Source organism: Phycisphaerae bacterium (assembly GCA_018003015.1).
GTDB lineage: Bacteria > Planctomycetota > Phycisphaerae > UBA1845 > PWPN01 > JAGNEZ01.
Genome location: JAGNEZ010000007.1, coordinates 20,751 through 37,948 on the forward strand (window position 1 = coordinate 20,751; position 17,198 = coordinate 37,948).

Here is a 17,198-nt window from a genome sequence, read left to right on the forward strand (position 1 = left end):
GACCTTGGATTCGTCCGGATATAACTCAAGCCGGGACGGCAATTACCGATAACTTGCGCGGAAGGTCACAGGCTCACAGTGATCCGGAGTATCGCCATGCGAGTGCGGAGTGGTGGCAATCTGAGTTGTGCGACGGCCGGCGTGGCCTCGGCCATTGTGATCGTGCTTACGGTACCCGCCGGCTGTCACAAGCCGGAACCGCCGCCGGTCGCCTACACGGGCGAGACCCTGGCCAGCACCGCCCTGGGCGTGAAGCAGGTACCGCCCGACGCGTCGAGCTTCCTTCTCATGGAACCCGGTCGCTCACAAGGCCGTTTTCCAGCCGCCATCGCCCTCAGCCGGCTGGAGCCGCCACAGGACTACTTCTCAGAAGACTATAAAGGAGGTCCGACCCGCCAGCGATGGTGGGCCGGGGACATCGATTGGGAAGAGCGGATGCAGTGGAACTCGCTATGCAACACGATCCCCCAGGTCCGCGAGATGATCGTGATGGACTCCAAGTCGCCCGTTGTTCCGGAGACGACGTTGCCGGATCTGGTGGAGAGTGCTCGGCGGCTGCGGGCCTCGCTGTGCCTGGTTTACGGCCCGAGTCCGGCCGAGCCCAGCTACGCCGGTTTGTGGGGCACCATCCTGGACACCCAGACCGGCAACCAAGTGGCGTTCGTTCAGGCCCAGGCCGGACCGGAGGACTTCCAGCCGCTGCAACCCGACCGCAGGAAGGGCGACCTCCGTCGCTGCGACGTCAATTACCTGGCCTACCGCAAATTCCAGGAGCAGACCCGCCAGTGCATCATGGCCCTCATCGCCAAGGACACCACGCCGGCCACAACCCAGCCCAGCCCGTGGAAGGATGACGATCCGCGGCTCAAGCTGTATCTCATCCCCACGCGGGCGACGAACTGGTGAGAAGAACGAGATTTCTCGGAGCGCTGGTCGAAGGCTCAGACGCCGCCGGCCGCGCGACCCGGCTGCCCTGATGCGGTGGACGGTTCCTAGCCATCCGGCCGCGGTCGTGCCCAATACCCTCAACGCCCTGTGAACCCGCCGTCTCTGCCCATCTCGACCCGCCGGTATCCGCCCGCGCTTTTCCCGGATGACCGCATGCCATCGGGCTGGTCGCCACGGGGAATCCCTGCTGCTGCCGCCGAACCGCGATTGACGACCGCGCTGGACCCTGATACAAGCGTGGTGCTGCTTTGGCGGTGCTCAAACGCAGAGCACGGGTCGGTGTTTCGCCGACCGGGTCGAGTCAGACCCAGTGAGATCGAGGCTACAGGAGTCGCACTCCTGCGCAAAGCAGCGGCGGGTGCGGTCGGCCGGCCGGTTGATCGCCCCGCCCATCTTTGGGTTCGCACATCGGGACCGCGACATGGGGATTCTCAACTGGCTACTGGGCAGGCGGCTTCGGGCGAGGCGGCCGGCGGAATACGGCCCGCCGCGTTTTGGCCTCGCTGATCTGGTCCGCCGACTGGGCTTGTCCGAGGCGGAACTGCGCGCCGTCCGTGCATCCTACCGGGAGTTCGAAGTGCCCAAGCGATCAGGCGGCACGCGGCGGCTGGCGGCCCCCGAACCGGCCCTCAAAGCGCTGCAGAAGCGGATTCTCCGCCGTGCTCTTGGCCGCCTCAAGGCTCATCCGGCCGCCACCGGATTTGAGCGAGGCCACTCGATCGTGACCCACGCCCTTTTTCACGCCGGCAAGGCCGTCGTTGTCCGAATCGACATCCAAGAGTTCTTCGCGTCGACGGCAGCGTGCCGGGTTGAGGACTATCTGCGGCGCATCGGCTGGGATGCGGAGGCCACCGCCGCCCTGGTCAAGCTATGCACCCACAACGGCGGACTGCCTCAGGGAGCGCCGACCAGTCCAAGGCTGTCGAACCTGGTGAACCGCGGCCTGGACGCACGGATGCAGCGGCTGGCCGCCGGTTTGTCAGCCTGTTACTCGCGGTACGCGGATGACCTGACGTTCTCGTTTGACCGGGACCAGTCTTCCGCGGATGTGCGCCGGCTGATTGGCGGAGCCAAGGCGATCATCACCGCGTGCGGGTACCGGATGCACTTGAAGCGCAAGCTCCATGTTCGCCGCTGTCACCAGCGCCAGCAGGTGACCGGTCTGGTCGTCAACGGCCAACCGTCCCTGCCAAGGGAGACCCGCCGCCGCCTTCGTGCGATCGAGCATCACCTTCGAACCGGCCGGCCGGCGAGTTTGACTCCCGAGCAGCTGGCGGGTTGGGACTCCCTGCGTTCGATGATCGAGACCCAGCGGGCGCAGTCCCCGGGCGGGACGGGATGACATGCGACTCGTGAAAACCAGTCAGACTGCGATCACCATCATCCCTCCAGAGGAGATGTGGCCGCCGATCCAGGCGATCCGTCGGGTGCACGACCGGCACGCCCGACGGTGGATGCCGCACTTCACGCTCATCTATCCGTTCCTCCCGAGGGTGTTTTTTTCCGCGCTGGAACCGCGTATCGGAGAGGTCTGCTCACAGCTTGAGCCGTTCGAGATCCGACTGGCCGAGTTGGGCCATTTCGAGCACAATCCGCACAGCTACACGATTTGGCTGGTTCCGGAACCAGCGGATCCATTTTTTCGTCTTCAGGCTGCTTTGGTGGCCGCCTTCCCGCAATATGACGACACTTCCCTGTACCCGCAGGGTTTCATCCCCCACTTGAGTCTCGGCCAGGCTCGGCGAAACGACGTTCTGGAGAAGCTGAAGGAGGAAGCACGGGCCGACTGGCAGCCGCTGTCTTTCGTGGTCCGAGAGTTGAGCCTGATCTACCGGAACGCCCGCCCGGACGACATCTTCCGCGTCGACCGGACCATCCCGCTGGGTCGACGCTGAAGCCTGTCTCTGACACGGTGGCCGCGTCAGCCTGCAGCCAGTCCGATGCCCATGGGTCGTTTACGGCCGCTCCGCGAGGACCCGCCGAATCCGGCGAACGGTCTTGATCTTGCCCAGCAGGATCAGGGTGTCGTAGATGGCCGGGCTGACGGTGGTTCCGGAAACCGCCACCCGGATTGGCTGGGCGACCTGGCCCATGCCGGCCGATTGCTCTTCGCAGACCGCCTTGATCAGAGCCTCGAGGCTGGCGGCCGTCCAGGGCTCGAGCCCCTCCAGCCTGGGCAGAAGGAGCTGGAGCATCTTGTAGCCGGCGGCATCGTCCTTGGCGAGGACCTTCTTGACCGCGGCCGGGTCGTGGGAGATCGCCGCGTCGTCCTGGTAGATGAAACCACACTTACGTTGGATGTCGCTGAAGGTGCGGAACCCGCGGTTGATCTCCAGAATGACTCGCCGGGTCGGCTCGTCGAGGCCGGCCTTGCTCAGCGGGGACTCCGGGTTGACCGACAGCCAGTCACTGAGTGCCTCCATAAGCCTCTTCGGATCCGCTGCAGCGATTGCATCGGTGTTGAAGGCGAGGAGCTTCTCGCGGTCGAACTTGGAGTTCACGCGGCTGATGCGGTCGATGCTGAACGCCTTGACGAGTTCGGCCAGGGTGAACTTCTCGCGATCCCCGCCGGGGGACCAGCCGAGGAGGGCCACGAAGTTGAGCAGCGTCTCGGGCAGATAGCCTGCTTTGCGGAACGAGGACAGCTCCACGTCGCCGTCGCGTTTGGAGAGTTTACGGCCCTTCATGTCGAGAATGGTGGGCACGTGAGCATAGCGCGGCGTGGGGTAGCCCAAGGCCCGCTGCAGAGCGATGTGCCGCGGTGTCTGAGCAAGGAACTCCTGCCCGCGGATCACCAGCGTGGTCCGCATGTCAAAGTCGTCGACCACGTTGGCCATGTGGTAGGTGGGAATGCCGTCCGCCTTGAGAATGATGAAATCGTCAAGTTCAGCCGCACCGACGGTGACATCGCCCATCACCTCGTCATGGACGGTGATATCCTCATCGAACGTCTTGAATCGGACTACAACCGGCCGCCCGGCCCGGCGAGCCTGCTCCGCTTCCTCTCCGGTGGCGAACCTCATGGGACGAGGATAGCGAAAGGCCAGCTTCCGGGCTTCGGCCTGCTTGCGCAGGGCGTCCAGTTCCTCCGGCGTATCGAACGCGTAGTAAGCTTGGCCGGCGTCGAGGAGCTTCCTCACGGCGGCGTTGTATCGATCGAGCCGCTGCATCTGGTAGTACGGGCCGTGTGCGCCGCCGACATCGATGCCCTCGTCCCACTGCAGGCCGAGCCAGCGCATGTCTTCCATGATCTGGCGATCAGCGCCCGGGACGTTCCGATCGACATCCGTGTCCTCGATACGCAGAATGAACACGCCGCCGCTCTGGCGGGCGACCAGCCAGTTGAACAGCGCGGTACGGACGCTGCCGATGTGCAGGTGGCCGGTGGGCGACGGCGCGAAACGAACGCGAACGGGCGACTTCTCGTTCATTGGGCTTTTCGATCCGAAGTTGGGGTCGATGACGCGGCCTGGGAGTCGGAATCTGGGGCGACGGCCGGATGAACCGGGCGACCCGCGATCAGTCGCAAGGCGTAACGAATCGGGCCGCTGAACACAAACGCCCAGGCCAGGATGACCAGGACCTGCTGGGGATACAGAAGCAGAAGCAGCACGCCGAGCAGCATAAGTGGAAGCTGCCCGAACGGTCGGCGGCTCAGCAGCAGACTGACCAGATGCGTGTACGGGACTCGGCTGACCATCAGCAGACTAACCGCCAGTGTGCCGATGGGCAGAAAGACGGTGATGGCGCCCGTCAACCGGTCGAATCCGCCAACGCTGTCGAGGTGATCATGCAGGAAGATGAGGCTGATCACCGCCGCCGCGGCTCCCGGCGAGGGAAGCCCTTTGAATCCGTAGTGGGCCGCCTCCTCGAGCGAGGCCTCGACGTTGAACCGGGCCAGGCGCAACGCCGTGCAGCAGGCGAAGACCGCCCCGATCAGCACGGCGGCCTGCCCGAACCGCTCAAAGCCGAGCGGCACCTGGGCCCATTCGGCGAGTTCCCGTCGAAGGAGAGTCACCATCATGAAACCAGGGGCCACGCCGAAACTCACCACGTCCGCCAGAGAGTCCATCTGAATGCCGAACTTGCTGGCCGCGCCGGTCATGCGAGCCACGCGGCCATCCAGTGAATCGCAGATCATCGCCCCGATCAACATGATCACGCCGACGGCCAGATAGGAGGGGGCGATCGCCTCCAGTCGCTGACTCTTGAGCGTGAGAACCGTGGCGGCATCAACCTTGGCACCCAGGTCGTGCATCTCGCGGCCGCAGTAGTAGATTGCCAGGAAACCGCAATAGAGATTGCCCAACGTCAGCAACGTGGGCAGCATGGCCACGGTACGCAGACGCTTGTGGCGGTGCTTGGGCCTCGGTTCCGGATTTGTCGGATCAGACGATGGCTTTTTCGGCTGCCACACGGGCTTGAGCGTCATTCCGATTTCTCCCGTTCCGCCTGAGTCCCGACCGAGAAAGGCGGCAGGGACGGCCCGGCGTTTGTGCCGGCCAGGGGCATCCGACGGGCCAGGACGGTCATGGCCCCGCGAACCTTGTCGCCGACCGCGACCGCCGGCTCATAGGCGTCATGGCCGGCAATAATCAACTCGGTTCGTGAACCGAACTTGATGAGGCCAATCCGCTGGCCGCGTTCGACGCGGTCGCCGGCCTTTACAGTACAGATCACGCGCCGGGCGATCAGGCCGGCGATCTGGCGGACGACCACCGGCCCCAGACCCGGTTCGTCGGGGTCAATCACGATCGTGTTTGCCTCGTTCAGCGAGCCGGAGCTCGGGTCTCGGGCGTCCAGGAACTTGCCCGGCTTGTAGTGAGTCGACCGGATCACGCCGGTGCACGGGCTGCGATTCACATGGACGTTGAAGACGCTGAGAAAGATGCTGATCCGGGTGGCTGGCCCACCCACCCAATCATTGTGATCCTGTCGGATGGTCTCGGTCGTGGTTCCGTCGGCCGGCGACACCATGATCCCCGGGACGCCAGGAACCGCGCGTTCCGGGTCACGGAAGAAAAGCAGGCCGAACGCCCAGAGGGCCAGCAGCAGAATGCCCGGTACCCAAGCCCAGCCCCAGGCCCACGCGACGGCCGCACAGACGAGCACCGCGCCGGGGATACCCAGCAGCAGGCTGAGCATGAGCATCTCCCGAGTCCCACCCGGGTGGAGAGGAATCCGCATGTCGCAAGTCTCCAATACGCGGCCACTTATCATAACCCCATCCGACCAGGAACGGAAGCGGCTGTCCGCACTGTCTCCCGCATGAGCCGAGGCCCCGTATGATCTCCCGTGGCGGGTGAGGAGCGGCGTGCGGCCATTCACCCATGCCGAGAAGCCCCTGTTCGGTACGGGTACCTGAAGCCCTAGAGACACGCAAGTTCGGGCCGTGTTCCACCCACCAACCGGGTCAACCAGGCGAAAACACCCTTCCTGTCCGTTGAAGCCCCCCCGCCCAAGCCAGAGGTCCGTCGATCCGGCGGGTGAAGACCCGGAATCTCCCTGCGTCTGGTCACGAGATCGACTGAGTTTCAGTTTGACTTTTGTATCAGCGTCCAGTAAGCTTCAGGCCGTGGAGGACCCCGCCTTGGACCGGTCATGTCTACACTCCTATCACGTGTCCGGACCAGGGATTGGATGCCGTTCTTTGTGCTGACGGGCGAGCGAAGCCTCGTCGCGGACTCAGCAATCCGGCCGGTATGCAACGTCTCGAACGCCACGCCCAGCCGGTAGTCAAAGGGGGGTCAGGCCACGCTGGAGTGCACACGATGTCTCGCCAGCTGCCGGCCTTCGTCGTCTCCTGCATCGGCCTAGTAATCACAGGCTGCCTCGCAGCCCCTTCACCGCCAGACGAGGTCGCAGTAGCGGACACGGAAATGCCCGCCGCCGACGAGGCCTCGCGAATCCCCTCCCCTTCGGACGATGGCACCGACGCGCCACTCGAGGACAGTGATTCGGACTCCGACCGAGACGAACTCGAGGCGGCGGTGCTTGCCCTGCTGCTACTCGACAGCGACGGCGACGGCTGCACGGACCTGCAGGAGTTGGCCGTCGGTGCGGATCCCAACGACGCCTCAGATGGCCCGGACACCGACGCCGACGGCGTGCCTGATGCCGTCGACGATGACATGGATGGCGACGGACTCCTCGACGGCTGGGACGCGGATACGGATGGCGATGGCCTGCCGAACATGGTTGACCCCGACGTTGATGGAGACGGGATTCCGAACATGGCCGATCCTGACGTCGACGGCGATGGAATCATGAATGGCGCCGACTTCGACGTCGACGGCGATGGCCGTCTGAACGAAGTCGACGATGACATTGACGGCGACGGGCTCAAGAACGACATGGACGACGATGAAGACGGTGACGCCATTCCTAATGGTCAAGATCCTGACGTGGACGGTGATCAAAGACCCAATGAGAAGGACGATGACATCGACGGCGACAAGAAACCCAATGAAGAGGACGACGACATCGACAACGATAATGAGCCCAATGAAAAGGACAAGGACCCCTACGGACTCGAATCCAAGGACAAGCCTGGTGACAAACCCGAGGACAAGCCGGGTGACGAACCCGATGACAAGCCCGGTGACGAAGCCGATGAGAAGGACTAGGGACCTCGACGGCGACAAGGTAGCGTACCATCAGAACGGTGACGCCGACTGCGATAGACAGGCAGATGAGATCGACGCAGCCGCCGATGGAGACGGCATGCCGAATGCCATGGATCCCGAGCCCGTCGTCAATCAAGCCGACGACGCTGGATCGGTAGATCAGTCCGGTTGACGAACGCACTCCGCGCGTCGAACGCGCTTTGCCGGGTAAAGGGAGACTCGCCATGTGTCGAAACCGTTTCTTTTCTTGCCGTGGGTTCCTCACTGTGACCCTCCTGGTGCTGTCGGTAGCGTGGATCGGTGCCGGATGCGACCCTTCGCAGCTGCTGCCGAACGGCCAATCGGGCGATCCGGTTCGGCCTGTGGCCGAACTGCCGGTTGTGCTTGAGATCACGCCCGATATCGGCCGGATCGAAGGTGGCACGTCTGTGACCGTGACCGGGGAGAGGTTCGATTCCCAGGCCGGCCTGCTCTTTGGCGAACTCGAGGGCCTGGCTGTCGAAGTGGTCGACGAAAACACGATCAAGGCGGTGACACCGCCTCAACTCGCCGGCAAGGTGGCCGTCACGGTGCGGAATGGCACCGGGGAGATCGGTTCTCTCGAAGACGCCTTTGAATACGTGCCCTCCGTGTCTCCGGCCCTCGGACCGACTGGCGGCGGAACGGAAGTCACGATTCTCGGCACTGGTTTTCCCGACACGGGTCTGCTGGTGCTCTTCGATGCTAGCCCTGCGGTGGATGTTCAGGTGGTCAACACAACCACGGTCATCGCTGTGACGCCGCCGCACGCCGCCGGTGCGGTGTCCATCACCCTCAAGGGCGTCGCCGAAGAGGACATCGTGTTCGCGGACGCATTCCAGTACGTCGGCGTGATCACCGCCGAGGACGGCCCGCGTCTCGTCTCGGCCGTGGCGACGAGCAACACCACGGTACTGGTCACGTTCAGCGAAGCGGTTGGCGAGGGCGCCGACGACGCGGCACGCTACAGTATCACCCAGATGAACGTGAACCCCGAATCTGGCCGGCTCATCGTTCAACAGGCCGTTCCTGGGGTAGACGGCACCACGGTGCTACTGACCACGGCCTCCCAGAACGAGGTGACCTACGAGCTCCATGTCACCGGCATCCAGGATCTTGCCGGTAACCCGCTGGCCGCCCCCGAGCTGCTTGTGGACCCGACGCGGACCGAGTTCGCAGGCAAGCCCTTCGCCGCCGGCACCGATGACGGGACCGGCATTCCCGACACCGACGGCGATGGACTGACGGACAACGTCGAGCAATCCGGATGGATGGTAGCGGTTGAACTGGTCAGCCGGACCACCGTCGCCCGCACGGTCACGAGCGACCCGAACCGCAAGGACACCGACAACGACGGCCTGAGCGACGCCGAGGAGCTGGCGATCGGCAGCGACCCACGGAACGCCGACACCGATGGAGATATGCTCGAGGATGCCGCGGAGTGGAACGAGTGGTTCAGCAGCCCGACGGACCAGGACAGTGACAATGACACGCTGTCGGACTCCATCGAGGTCTTCTTCAAGACCTCACCGGTCCTGGCCGACACGGATGGCGACCAGCTGAGCGACACGGTCGAACTCATCGAACGCAACCGGAACCCGCTGATCGCGGATCTGCCGCGGCCACAGATCACCGTCGATGAAGTTCGCCTCGATCTCAAGATCCGATCGCAGTACACCGACGAGAAGGGCCAGGCCCAGGCGGTCACCGATGCCACATCGGCGAGTTTTTCGCAGAGTCGCAGCGAGACCAAGGGTCGCAGCGACACGACCAGCACCATGGCTGAAAACACGGTCGGGGCGAAGCTGGGGGGCGAAATCGGGGGTAGCGCTGAGAAAGGCATTTTCGGCAGGGTCTGGGGCGAATCGTCATACAGCAACAAGGAATCGCGCGGGTTCACCTCCACGGTCAGCAGTGAACAAGTCCGCAGCTCCCAGGAGCAGTACCAGCAATCCGTCGCCCGCGCCCTGATCGGTAGCCAGCGACGCGCCGTCACCCGTAGCATCGACCAGGCCGAGATTGTGGCCAACGTCAACATCTCCAACGGCAGCGATATCGCCTTCACGGTGACCAATCTCGAGATCTCCGTTCAGCAGCAGGACCGCCGCAACAGCCGGCAGTTCCGGCCGATTGCGACGTTGTGGCCCTCCACCGCAATCACCGGCGATTCGCCGAAGTACAACCTTGGCCCCTTCGACCCCGAGCGCGGCCCGATCATTTTCCGCAACGTCGAGGTATTCCCGAATCTGGTCGACGACCTGATGCGCGAGCCCACCGGCCTGGTGTTCCAGGTGGTCAACTACGACATTCTCGACGAGTTCGGACGCAACTTCGTCTTCGCCTCGCAGGAGACGAACGATCGCACCGCCGGCATCACGATCGACTTCGGCGACGGCACCGTGGAAAGCTATCGCATTGCGACGGCCAGCAAGTTCGATTCGCAGGGCCGTGCCCTTGGCATCACCATGGAGCGGGGGCTCGAAATCGCCGGCTTGACCCGGGTTGTCGGCAACGATGCCCCCGTTGTGGTCATCGAAGACCCCGTACCCGCCGAGATACGCGATACCTACGGCACCCGGATCGACGACGATGGCGTTGAACGGCTGACCCGCATTCGCCGCGTCCAGAACGATCTCCGCGCCGTGTCCGCAAAGGACAAACGTTTCTGGGCCATCCTCTCGTCCAACACGAATCTGAGTCCGGATGCCAGCTTCAGCACCATCCCGCTGCACGCCGGCGACGATTTCGTCCTAATGTTCACCCGCGATGTAGATCGTGACAACCTGTTCGAACGCGAGGAATACCTGTACGGGTGCAGCGATCACAGCCGGGATACGGATAGCGATGGACTCGACGATTTCTTCGAAGTGCGTACCGGTTGGCTGGTATATCGTCTGCCCGGACTCCCGTACAAGGCGTTCCCAAGCCCGGCTCTGGCCGATTCGGACGGTGACGAATTGCCCGACGACCAGGAACGCAAGTTCGCGACCGATCCCAATCGCGCCGACACCGACGATGACGCCCTGTCAGACCTCGATGAGAGCTCGGGCCAGATCGAAATCGTGCTGTTCGACGGCGATGCCGACGACACGAACGACTGGCTGCTGATCGTCACGCCTTACAGCAGTTGGGCCATCACCGACGGCGGAAACGGCCTGGCCGACACTACGGCCACCGGCGACGACCTGCAGGTCATCCCGGCGGGAGATGCAGTCGCCCCGGGCGGCGTCGTGATCGAGCCCGGGCCGAACGGCGTCATGGACACGGTGCCGGCCGGGGATGACGTGGCCAACGTGACCGAAGCGGTCGCCAATGGCCCGAACAGCACCTGCGATACCTTCGCCGCGGGAGATGATCTGCAAATCGTGGAACCGGGCGACCCGGCGTTACCTGGACAGGTGGTCGTCCGCGCAGGACCGAACGGGGTGATCGACTCGACGCCCAGCCCCAGCGGCGACGACTACATCCGCGTCAGGCACGAGCGGCTGTTCAGCACCAACCCGCTCAGCCAGGATACTGATGGTGACGGCCTCGGCGACGGCCGTGAGGTGCTGGTCGGCACGAATCCGAACGCCCGCGATGCGGGCAAGGTGATCGACAGCGATGGCGATGGTCTGTTCGACGACGAAGAGGATGCCGGGTGGGATGTCACCGTCTATGCAGCGGACGGAAGCTTCACCACAACGGAGAACGTGAAATCTAACAAGAATCGCCCGGACACGGACCTCGACGGGCTGCCGGACGTGTATGAGCGGGCGATCGGCTCCAATCCCCAGCGGTCGGACACCGACGGCGACGGCCTGATCGATTCGGCTGAGTTCGATCCGGAGGACACGGATCTCTACTACTCCGCGGCCGCCCTGCGTGACGCCGCCAATCGCTGCGCGAACGCGGACCACTGCGCGGCCCCGGAGGTTAAACCGCTCGCGGAGCGGCTGCGCTCGCATGTCTGCAAGGCCGACACCGACGGCGACACGCTGAGCGACTACTTCGAACTCAAGCTGGGCTGGACCGTGACCGTGGCGGGCCAGCCGTCCCACGACGTGTACTCGAAGCCCTACGCTTCGGATTCCGATGGCGACGGGCTGAACGATGCTCAGGAGCAAACCGGCATGCTGACCTTCGGCCCCACCGATCCGCTGCTGGCCGATACGGACGGGGATACCACGAACGACAACATCGAGGTCAACGCCGGCCGTCTCTCGGACCCGTGTGCCAAGGACAAGTACCTGCGATTCACCATCGTCTCGGTAGTTTGTGAGCGGGCTGACGATGCCTACAACGCCGCTGGGAACTACTGGCTGGATATGCACTACGAGCTGTACATCCAGGAGTCGACCGGGGTGGAGCAGACGGTGACGGTCTTCGGCATCGTGGAGTTTGCCGAGAATGGCACGTATGCGATCAACAAAACGTACGATTTCATCATCCGAGAGGATGAATCGGTCCGCCTCTACACCAAGAATGTCTACGACGAGGACGATGGAAACGATGACTACTTCGCGGACATCAACGTCTCCTTCCGGTACGAAATGATCTACCCGATGCTGGACAAGGCGGAGTACCAGGAGAACGATGACGGGAAGCTCGCGACCCACTACAAGGTCGAGGAGATTCACGGCGTGCCGTAAACCCAGCGTCGCCTCGTTTTTCTGGGGTCGTCGGCGGGCGGGCCAGTGAACAGGCTGCCGTCGGGATGGAGGGACGGGCGGCCTGCTCGATCGGGAAGCTCTTTCTTGGTTGCGATTCGGATCACCAGTACAGATGTGTTCTGCGCCGGCGGTGCGAAGGCACCTGCGAAGCCGCGTCCGTCGGCCGAGTGCGGTGCACGTCATCCTCACGCCCCGATGACTTGGCGTTGAGTTCGTTTTCCGCGTAGCATGGCCATTCTGACGTTTTCGATGTTCTCTCAGGAGGTGGTATGGCCATCACCCGAAACTTGACTATCGCACTGCTGTTCACCGGAGGCGGGATTGTCCCAGCTTGGGGGGCCGGGCCGATGGGCTACTACCGTCAACCCGCCGTCTGCGACCAGACGGTCGTTTTCGTGGCCGAGGGGGATCTGTGGAAAGTGAGCGTCACCGGCGGCGTCGCGACGCGACTGACCAGCCACCCGGGCGAGGAGTCCTGGCCGCGCATTTCGCCGGACGGCGCCACCATCGGCTTCACCGCGGGCTACGAAGGCCCGCTCGAGGTCTACACCATGCCCTTGGCCGGTGGTCTCCCGGTACGGCGAAGCTACGACGGCGAGAAGAAGTCGGTCTGCGGCTTCTCGCCCGACGGCAGGCTGCTTTACGCCACCGCCGGGCGGACCACCCTGCCGGGCATGCAGCTCATGCTCGTGAACCTGTCCGGAGCAGGCGACGTCGCAGCCGACGAGCTCCTGCCGCTCTCCCAAGCGGCCGAGGGGTGCTTCGACGACACCGGCCGGACCCTCTTCTTCACCCGGTTCGCCTTTCAGGGCAGTTCGACCAAACGCTACAAGGGCGGCACAGCCCAGAACCTCTGGCGGTTCGACCTGAATGGCCCGGAGGCCGTCCCGCTGACCAAAGACTATGCCGGCACCAGCAAGGCCCCCATGTGGTGGTCCGGCCGACTGTACTTCGCCTCCGACCGCGACGGGACCATGAATCTCTGGTCGATGAGGCCGGACGGCAGCGACTTGGGCCAGCACACCCGTCACGTCGGCTGGGACGTCATCGCCCCGGCCATGTCCGGCCACCGGATTGTCTACCAACTCGGTGCCGACCTGCGGCTGTACGACGCCGCGATCGAGCTCGACAAGGCCCTTGCCATCACCCTGGATTCCGATCTGGACCAGACCCGCGAACACTGGGTCAAGAAGCCTTCAGAGTACATCACCTCGGCACATGTCTCCCCCGACGGCGACCGGGTCGCATTGACCGCCCGCGGACAGGTCTTTGTTGCCCCCCGGTCGCAGGGCCGGCTCGCCCAAGTCACCCGGAAGGAGGGTGTGCGCTATCGTGACGCACGCTTCCTGCCCGACGGCAAGACGCTGCTGGTCATGTCGGACGAGTCCGGCGAGGTCGAGTTCTGGAAGTTACCGGCCAACGGCGTCGGCGACGACGAGCAGCTCACCCATGACGGCGACATCCTCCGCTGGGGAGGCTTGCCTTCACCCGACGGCAAGATCATCGCCCACCACGACAAGAATCGCCGGCTCTTCCTCTACGATTGCCGGAGCAGGCAAAACCGCAGGATCGACGAATCGAAATACGAGGATTTTGCCGACCTGTGCTGGTCCGCGGACAGCAAGTGGCTGGCCTATGTGGCCTATGCGGACAATCAGTTCAAGCGGGTCCGGCTGTACTGCACCAAGACCGGTGAGATCACTGACGTCACCAGCGACCGCTTCGACAGCCGCGACCCAGCCTTCAGTTCAGATGGCAAATGGCTCTATCTGCTGTCCGACCGGAATCTCAAGTCCAGCACCACCAGCCCGTGGGGCAACTACCAGCCCGAGCCGTTCATGGACAAGAAAACCGAGATCTTGCTCATTGCCTTGAGGGCCGACGAGACTCGCAGCCCCTTCGCGGCCAGGGATGAACTTCACCCCGACAAAGCCGAGAAGAACGACAAGACGGCCACAACCCTGCCTACCGGCCGGTCCGCAACCCAAAGCGCCCCGGGTGACACTCGGAACCACCGGGCCGCGTTGACGACCCGTTCCTTCCTCCGCCGATGGCTCCCGGCGGTCCAGCGACCTACAAGCCGCCCGGCAAGCCGGCCTGCAACCGAGGCCCGCGTGGATCTCGCCGGGATCCAGTCGCGACTGATCAAGGCACCGGTGCCACCGGGCAACTACGAATCGCTCAAGGTAACCGAGAAGGCCCTTTTCTGGCTGTCGAAGACGACCGGCGAAACCTCGTCGCTGCAAGCCATGGAGATCGGCAAGGAGACCCACGAGGTCAAGACCGTCGCCCCGAACGTGAGCCGATTCGAGCTGTCCCAGGACGGCAAGAAGATCCTGGTGCAGACCCGCGGCGGGGGCTACCACATCATCGACGCCAACCCCGCTCCGGCCGATCTGGGCAAGAACGCTGTCGATCTCTCCCGATGGTCGCTGTCGGTCATTCCTCGGCAGGAATGGCGGCAGATGTTCATCGAGGCTTGGCGCCTGGAGCGGGACTACTTCTACGATCCGCACATGCACGGTGTGGACTGGAAGGCGGTCCGGGAGAAGTACCGGCCCCTGGTGGACCGGGTCACGAGCCGGGAGGAGTTGTCCGACCTGCTCGCCCAGATGGTCTCGGAGCTCAGCGCTCTGCACATCTTCGTCAAGGGCGGCGACCTACGTAAGGGAGACGACGACATCGCCCCCTCGTCGTTGGGTGCGGTTCTCGCTCGCGATCCCCGAGCCGGCGGCTACCGCGTCGGGCGCGTCTGCCAAACCGATCCCGACGAGCCTGACCTGACCGGACCGCTGCGCAAGCTCGAGGTCGATGTGAAGGAGGGTGACGTCATCGAGATGGTCAACGGCCGGCCTGCGCTCGGCGTACCGGATATCAGGGTACTCCTTCGGGGCCAGGCGGGTCAGCAAGTGCTGCTTCGCATCAAGCCCCAAACCGGCGGCAAGAGCCGTGACGTCATCGTCGTGCCCATCTCCATGGAGGCGGAGAGGAATCTCCGGTATCACGACTGGGAACACTCCCGCCGATTGATCGTCGAGGAGCTGGGCCAGGGACGAATCGGCTATGTGCATCTCCGCGCGATGGGCGACGAGAACTGGACCGAGTGGTCCAAGGGCTTTTATCCGGTATGGGATCGGCAAGGGCTGGTCATCGACGTCCGCAACAACCGCGGCGGGAACATCGACCCCTGGATTCTGGGCCGGCTACTCCGGAAGGAGTGGTTCTACTGGGCCGATCGCTTCGGCCGCAATCCGATCGGAGCGATGCAATACGCCTTCTCCGGCCATGTAGCGGTGCTGTGCAACGAGCGTACTTCTTCCGACGGCGAGGCCTTCTGCGACGGCATCCAGCGACTCAAGATCGGGAAGGTGTTTGGCACGCGTACGTGGGGCGGTGCCATCTGGCTGTCCGCGAACAACTTCCTGGTGGACCGCGGCATTGCCACGGCCGCCGAGTCCGGCACCTATGGACCGGACGGGAACTGGCTGATTGAAGGCCGCGGCCTCGAACCCGACGTCGTGGTCGAGAACCTCCCGCACGCCACCTTCAAGGGCGAGGACGCCCAGCTCAGGGCCGCGATCGAGTACCTGCAGAAGCGGATCAAGGAGCAACCGCTAACCCGGCCCGCGCCGGCGAAGTTCCCGGACAAGTCGCTGCCCAAGCCGGCGATGACGCCGTCGTGAACGAGTCGGGGTCGCCCCGAGTCGCCGGTCAGTGGACCGCGGGGGCCGCCTCGACATCCGAGCCAGTGGTGCCTGGGGGCCGGATGACCGCATCCAGGCAGAACCGTCGCGATCTGGAGAACAGAATGAGAAGGCTCAAGATGCACATGCCCAGGTTCTTGGGGATCTTGCCGCAGATCCACTCGATCCCGGTTCCGCACCCGCAGTCGAAGTAGATCGCACAGAAGGCCTTACCCTCTGTGAAGTAGATGTTGAGTGCCCGGACCGTCACCGCGATGGTGAATCCCACCAGCATGGTCAGGATCAGCAGGGCCGATCCGCGCATGGCCAGGCCAAGGATCAGAAGCAGGCCGCACCAGATCTCGAGCCACGGAAGAACCGAACCGATCAGGTTCAGGTAGACGGCCGGATGATCGGGCACCATGTGGTACTCGCGAACCATCTTCATGAAGTCGAAGGGGTGCGACGCCTTGACCGCCCCGTTGTAGACGAAGACGCCGCCCAGCACCAGGCGGGCGATCAACACGGGCACACCGGTTTGATCCAGTCTCCTCAGCAGGCCGAGTCGGTTATCCATGCGGTTCTCCCAGCAGCGTGCGGCCCTTGACCAGGTCGCCGCTGCCCCGTTCGCCCTTCTCCACCGGCAGATCGCGGTCCTTCCATTGGTCCATGCCGCCCGGATACACGTAGATGAGCATGGCGTTGACGTTCTCCCGCTGCATCTGGATGGCGGCGAAGGTACTGTCCTCGCAATTGCCTCCGCTGCAGTACACGATGATCTTGATTGCCTGGTCCAATGCCGGCCGAATCGATTCGACGCTCTCCTTGGCCCGTTCCCGTTCCATGTGATACGCACCGGGGATGTGACCGGTCAGGTACAGGTCGCGGGTTCTGGCGTCAATGAAGACATACGCGCCGGACGGATAGGCCGGATCTTCGTAAAGGGCCTTGACCTCCGCATGCGAGATCGGCTGCAGGCCCTGCTCGCGAACGTACTTGAAGCCCTCATCCTCCGCAGGTTCGGGGAGTGTCGTCGCATCCTGGCTTGACAGGGTGGTGCTCGTGGCGGGAGGTGCGGGCTGAGTGGGCGGTGGCGAGCTTCTGGGAAAGTAGTCCTCGCTCAGCCGCAACCCGCGCGGCGAGACCGTGTTCAGCCCCAGGCTGATCACCACGCCGCTCAATCCGATCCAGACGAACTCTCTCAGGATGCGTTTCATGCCGCGGGTTCCCTGTGGGCCCTGCGCCGCCGCCGATCGGCGACTGACCGGACG

At 64.0% G+C, this 17,198-nt stretch carries 12 protein-coding genes; 7 read left to right on the forward strand and 5 right to left on the reverse strand.

Annotated elements, in window-relative coordinates; all coding sequences use genetic code 11:
* Positions 1 to 96: 96 nt before the first annotated feature.
* From KA354_04835 to KA354_04845, 3 genes are all read left to right on the forward strand, one after another.
* A complete protein-coding gene (locus KA354_04835) occupies positions 97 to 906 on the forward strand; it encodes a hypothetical protein (protein MBP7933956.1) in 810 nt (269 codons plus the stop codon).
* A 463-nt stretch (positions 907 to 1,369) separates the two neighbouring features.
* Positions 1,370 to 2,290, forward strand: a complete 921-nt coding sequence (locus KA354_04840) for an RNA-directed DNA polymerase (protein MBP7933957.1) — start codon at positions 1,370 to 1,372, stop codon at positions 2,288 to 2,290.
* A gap of 1 nt (position 2,291) precedes the next feature.
* Positions 2,292 to 2,843, forward strand: coding sequence for a 2'-5' RNA ligase family protein (locus KA354_04845; protein MBP7933958.1), 552 nt, complete (start codon positions 2,292 to 2,294; stop codon positions 2,841 to 2,843).
* Positions 2,844 to 2,903: 60 nt separating this feature from the next.
* Here the strand turns inward: KA354_04845 and KA354_04850 are convergent, their stop codons facing one another.
* Genes KA354_04850 through KA354_04860 form a run of 3 tightly spaced genes read right to left on the reverse strand, consistent with a single transcriptional unit; the run spans position 2,904 to position 6,135 of the window.
* Entirely contained in the window at positions 2,904 to 4,379 is a 1,476-nt protein-coding gene (locus tag KA354_04850) for a glutamate--tRNA ligase (GenBank protein ID MBP7933959.1), read from the reverse strand.
* Positions 4,376 to 5,380, reverse strand: a complete 1,005-nt coding sequence (locus KA354_04855; protein ID MBP7933960.1) for a phosphatidylcholine/phosphatidylserine synthase — start codon at positions 5,378 to 5,380, stop codon at positions 4,376 to 4,378. Before KA354_04855 ends, KA354_04850 begins: the two co-directional genes overlap by 4 nt.
* Positions 5,377 to 6,135 (reverse strand): phosphatidylserine decarboxylase family protein, encoded by a 759-nt coding sequence (locus KA354_04860; GenBank protein ID MBP7933961.1) that lies wholly within the window; start codon positions 6,133 to 6,135, stop codon positions 5,377 to 5,379. Before KA354_04860 ends, KA354_04855 begins: the two co-directional genes overlap by 4 nt.
* A gap of 584 nt (positions 6,136 to 6,719) precedes the next feature.
* Between KA354_04860 and KA354_04865 the strand changes: the two genes are divergently transcribed.
* The 4 genes from KA354_04865 to KA354_04880 all read left to right on the forward strand — a co-directional run bounded on the left by KA354_04865 (position 6,720) and on the right by KA354_04880 (position 15,927).
* The gene (locus KA354_04865; GenBank protein ID MBP7933962.1) at positions 6,720 to 7,574 is read left to right on the forward strand and encodes a hypothetical protein; all 855 of its coding nucleotides are present in this window, start codon (positions 6,720 to 6,722) and stop codon (positions 7,572 to 7,574) included.
* Positions 7,561 to 7,746 (forward strand): hypothetical protein, encoded by a 186-nt coding sequence (locus tag KA354_04870; protein ID MBP7933963.1) that lies wholly within the window; start codon positions 7,561 to 7,563, stop codon positions 7,744 to 7,746. Before KA354_04865 ends, KA354_04870 begins: the two co-directional genes overlap by 14 nt.
* A gap of 331 nt (positions 7,747 to 8,077) precedes the next feature.
* A complete protein-coding gene (locus KA354_04875) occupies positions 8,078 to 12,223 on the forward strand; it encodes an IPT/TIG domain-containing protein (GenBank protein ID MBP7933964.1) in 4,146 nt (1,381 codons plus the stop codon).
* Positions 12,224 to 12,513: 290 nt separating this feature from the next.
* A complete protein-coding gene (locus tag KA354_04880; GenBank protein MBP7933965.1) occupies positions 12,514 to 15,927 on the forward strand; it encodes a PD40 domain-containing protein in 3,414 nt (1,137 codons plus the stop codon).
* A gap of 28 nt (positions 15,928 to 15,955) precedes the next feature.
* Here the strand turns inward: KA354_04880 and KA354_04885 are convergent, their stop codons facing one another.
* Positions 15,956 to 16,504, reverse strand: a complete 549-nt coding sequence (locus tag KA354_04885; GenBank protein ID MBP7933966.1) for a DoxX family membrane protein — start codon at positions 16,502 to 16,504, stop codon at positions 15,956 to 15,958.
* The gene (locus tag KA354_04890; protein ID MBP7933967.1) at positions 16,497 to 17,144 is read right to left on the reverse strand and encodes a rhodanese-like domain-containing protein; all 648 of its coding nucleotides are present in this window, start codon (positions 17,142 to 17,144) and stop codon (positions 16,497 to 16,499) included. Before KA354_04890 ends, KA354_04885 begins: the two co-directional genes overlap by 8 nt.
* Positions 17,145 to 17,198 lie beyond the last annotated feature (54 nt).

Excerpts from the sequence above, each read along its gene's own strand:
- KA354_04870 (MBP7933963.1), top strand. The coding sequence starts at position 7,561 with ATGAGAAGGACTAGGGACCTCGACGGCGACAAGGTAGCGTACCATCAG.
- KA354_04860 (MBP7933961.1), bottom strand. The coding sequence starts at position 6,135 with ATGCGGATTCCTCTCCACCCGGGTGGGACTCGGGAGATGCTCATGCTC.
- KA354_04865 (MBP7933962.1), top strand. The coding sequence starts at position 6,720 with ATGTCTCGCCAGCTGCCGGCCTTCGTCGTCTCCTGCATCGGCCTAGTA.
- KA354_04885 (MBP7933966.1), bottom strand. The coding sequence starts at position 16,504 with ATGGATAACCGACTCGGCCTGCTGAGGAGACTGGATCAAACCGGTGTG.
- KA354_04880 (MBP7933965.1), top strand. The coding sequence starts at position 12,514 with ATGGCCATCACCCGAAACTTGACTATCGCACTGCTGTTCACCGGAGGC.
- KA354_04850 (MBP7933959.1), bottom strand. The coding sequence starts at position 4,379 with ATGAACGAGAAGTCGCCCGTTCGCGTTCGTTTCGCGCCGTCGCCCACC.
- KA354_04845 (MBP7933958.1), top strand. The coding sequence starts at position 2,292 with ATGCGACTCGTGAAAACCAGTCAGACTGCGATCACCATCATCCCTCCA.
- KA354_04890 (MBP7933967.1), bottom strand. The coding sequence starts at position 17,144 with ATGAAACGCATCCTGAGAGAGTTCGTCTGGATCGGATTGAGCGGCGTG.
- KA354_04835 (MBP7933956.1), top strand. The coding sequence starts at position 97 with ATGCGAGTGCGGAGTGGTGGCAATCTGAGTTGTGCGACGGCCGGCGTG.
- KA354_04855 (MBP7933960.1), bottom strand. The coding sequence starts at position 5,380 with ATGACGCTCAAGCCCGTGTGGCAGCCGAAAAAGCCATCGTCTGATCCG.
- KA354_04840 (MBP7933957.1), top strand. The coding sequence starts at position 1,370 with ATGGGGATTCTCAACTGGCTACTGGGCAGGCGGCTTCGGGCGAGGCGG.